This is a genomic window from uncultured Campylobacter sp. (genome assembly GCF_937997465.1).
Taxonomy (GTDB): Bacteria; Campylobacterota; Campylobacteria; order Campylobacterales; family Campylobacteraceae; genus Campylobacter_A.
Window position 1 is genome coordinate 1 of the sequence record NZ_CALKTQ010000326.1, and the last position, 3,107, is coordinate 3,107.

Sequence of the window (3,107 nt, forward strand, 5' to 3'; positions counted from 1 at the left end):
AAAGACGAGTTAAACAAGCAAGCCGTAAGCAACATTAACTACTTACTCCAAATTCAACCAAACGAACTAATGAACGCTTACGATTTTTTGTATAAGGTAGTAACTCGCCTTTATATTCATAATAACGCCTTTATCTTGATAGATGAGGACGAAACGGGTATCAAAGGTTTTTATCCTATCGATGCGACCAACGCAGCCTTTTTGCAGGATGGACGCGGAGAGCTTTATATTAGGTTTATCGCTAAAGACGGGGAGTTAATCCAAAACTACAAAAATATTATTCACCTAAGACGTCATTTTAATAGCTCTAAATATTTCGGCGACAGCAACGATGCGATCAACAATACCTTAGATTTGGCTCATACTCAAAACGAGGGGCTAAATACTGCGATAAAAGCCGGAGCTAATATTAGAGGCATTATGAAATACGAGCAGGTATTGCCCGATGCTGAAATGACAAAGATGCGCGAGCGGTTTATAAAAGACTTTTTAGGCGTGTCTAATAACGGCGGCGTAGTGGTAACAGACGCCAAAAGCTCGTTTCTACCGATCGAGAGCAAGCCAGTAAGCATAGACGATAAACAGCTAGCTGCGATAAAAAATAAAATTTACGACTATTTGGGCATTAGTGAAAATATCGTAAAGAGCAATTACAACGAGAACGAATGGGGAGCTTTTTACGAGAGCGTCATAGAGCCTTTGGCCGTGCAGATGAGCTTAGAATTTACTAGAAAGATTTTCACCCAAAGAGAGATTAAATTTAAAAACTATATTACATTTGAGAGCGGTAGACTTCAATTCTCAAGCAACGCCACTAAAATAAATTTGATTTCCGAGCTTATGCCTTATGGGCTGCTTAGTATAAATCAGGCATTAGAAATTTTAAATCTGCCGGCCGTGCAAGACGGAGATAAGAGACTTCAAACGCTTAACGTAGTAGATGCGGACAAAGCTAATAAATATCAGGTAGGAGAGTAAAAATGAAAGAAATCAGAAGTTGCGAGATCAAGGCGAGCGAGGATATGATACTAACGGGCTTGCCGATAGTTTTTAACCAAACGGCCACCATAAACGATAGCGGGCTAAGCTACAACGAGGTTATATTGCCGACTGCGCTTGATGGGTGCGATCTAAGCGACACGAGGCTTTTATACAACCACGATAATTCAAAAGTGCCGCTAGCAAGAACTCCAAAAACGATGAAATTTAATAAAAGCTCGGCAGGGCTTGAAATGATAGCTACTTTACCCGATACGGCGGAAGCCAAATCGATATACGCCGCTGTAAAGCGCGGAGACTTAACGGCAATGAGTTTCGGCTTTAAAGTAAGCGAGGGCGGAGACAGCTACGACAGAGCGAGCAATACCAGAACTATTCATAAGATAGACAAGGTATATGAGGTTAGCGTAACGCCATATCCTGCATACAGCGCGACAAGCGTAGAGGCTAGGAGTAGGATAAACGCTTTTAACGACGACGAGCGGACAAAAAAGCTTATCGAACTAAACAACATAATTTTACACTAAAGGAAAAACGATGAAATTTAATACCGTGGCGGAAGCCTTTAACCACTACAAAACAAAAACCCTAAAAGAAATTGAAGCTAGAGCGCAGGAGATCAAACAAGAGATCAACACTAACGCCAATATCGATATGAATGAGATAAATATCGAAATCGACGGGCTAAAAGAAGCTAAAGCGCATCTAGGCGAAAAGCAGACTAGAAGCAAAGAGGACGGGTTAAAAGAGCTTGACAATATGAGCTTTGAGGTAAGAAGCGCAGAGCCAAAAGACGTATTTGGTACAAACGAATACAAGCAAGCTTTTTTCAAAACCTTACTAAATCAACCGCTAAACGCGACCGAACAAAGAGCTATGAATGCGGCGCAGATGGAGCTAAGAGCGTCTGGCTTTGCAAGCCTAAGCAATGTCGCAGGCGTAATCCCTACATCTACGCTAAACGAAGTAATAAGTAAGGCTAGAACGCAAGGCGGCACGATCGGAGTTTCGCGAGGCTTTGCGATGCCGTGTAATATGGATATACCGGTAGGAACTCCAACTGCTAAAGCCAGCTGGCACACAGAGGGCGCGGACGTGAGCGAGGAAAGACCGGATATTGCAATAGTTAATTTTAAAGCTTACGAGATAATGAAAGTCTTTTCTCTATCGGTAGCCGCCTCAAAAATGAGTATATCGGCATTTGAGGCTTACATCATAGAAGAACTTCAAAGCTCGGTAATGAATTGTATCTCGGATGCACTTATCAACGGCACGGGAACTAATCAGGGCAAAGGCGTATTAAGCGGTATATCTTGGGTAAAAGACAGCAACCACTTTGAATTCAAAAAAGCCGGACTAACTTATGCCGACGTGGTAAAAGTAGCGGGAGCGTTAAAGCGAGGCTATGCGTCAAACGCTAAATGGGTGATGAGCAACGCAACGCTATTTAATCTATTCTACAGCCTAACCGACACAAACGGACGCCCAATATTCGTGCTTGATCCAAAGAGTGAGAACGTAGGTAAAATATTAGGCTTTGAGGTTATCGTGGATGACTACATGGCAAACGATAACGTAATATTCGGAAACTTTGACTACCTAGGCTACAACCTACCAAGCGGCATAATGCTTGAAAGCTCAACGCAGTCAAGCTTTAAGTCCGGCAAGATAGATTATAGGGCTTTGGCAATAGCTGACTGCAAGCCGATAGTAGACGAAGCCTTTATCAAGCTATCAAGGGCGGCGTGATGATAGAGGTCGCGGAAGCTAGAGAGTGGCTAAGGCTCGACGGCAACGAGAACGACGAAATAATAAAGGGGTTGCTAAATGCAATCCCTGATTATATCGAGGTAAGCACCGGGCTAAACAAGCAGGCGCAAGAAAAAGAGCCGCTAGCCAAACAGCTAAGTAAATTTATCTTGATACTTTGGTACAACGCCGAGCAAAGCGAGAGTGAGAAGCTAAGCAAGGTTATAGATAATCTCTTAAAAGCGTTATCGCTCAAAGCCAGGTTTAGTAGATGAGAAGCATTGATAATAAATTCTATCAAAGCCAAAATTGGAAAAAGACGCGCAACGCTTACTATATTTCTCAGAACGGAATATGCG

At 42.6% G+C, this 3,107-nt stretch carries 4 protein-coding genes; all 4 read left to right on the forward strand.

Features of this window, described 5'->3' with window-relative positions; translation table 11 throughout:
* Window positions 1-978, forward strand: a 978-nt coding sequence (locus Q0546_RS11130; protein WP_298793050.1) for a phage portal protein, incomplete at its 5' end; no start/stop codon positions are given.
* Window positions 979-980: 2 nt separating this feature from the next.
* Window positions 981-1,526: an HK97 family phage prohead protease gene (locus Q0546_RS11135; RefSeq protein WP_185898163.1), complete on the forward strand. Its 546-nt coding sequence runs from the start codon at window positions 981-983 to the stop codon at window positions 1,524-1,526.
* 10 nt (window positions 1,527-1,536) lie between these two features.
* Entirely contained in the window at window positions 1,537-2,748 is a 1,212-nt protein-coding gene (locus tag Q0546_RS11140; RefSeq protein ID WP_298793055.1) for a phage major capsid protein, read from the forward strand.
* Entirely contained in the window at window positions 2,748-3,023 is a 276-nt protein-coding gene (locus tag Q0546_RS11145; protein ID WP_298793056.1) for a head-tail connector protein, read from the forward strand. The genes Q0546_RS11140 and Q0546_RS11145 overlap by 1 nt, the downstream gene beginning before the upstream one ends.
* The last annotated feature ends 84 nt before the right edge of the window (window positions 3,024-3,107 follow it).

What these genes read in the sequence shown, in the direction of transcription:
- Q0546_RS11135 (WP_185898163.1), top strand. Translation starts at nt 981, where the DNA reads ATGAAAGAAATCAGAAGTTGCGAGATCAAGGCGAGCGAGGATATGATA.
- Q0546_RS11140 (WP_298793055.1), top strand. Translation starts at nt 1,537, where the DNA reads ATGAAATTTAATACCGTGGCGGAAGCCTTTAACCACTACAAAACAAAA.
- Q0546_RS11145 (WP_298793056.1), top strand. Translation starts at nt 2,748, where the DNA reads ATGATAGAGGTCGCGGAAGCTAGAGAGTGGCTAAGGCTCGACGGCAAC.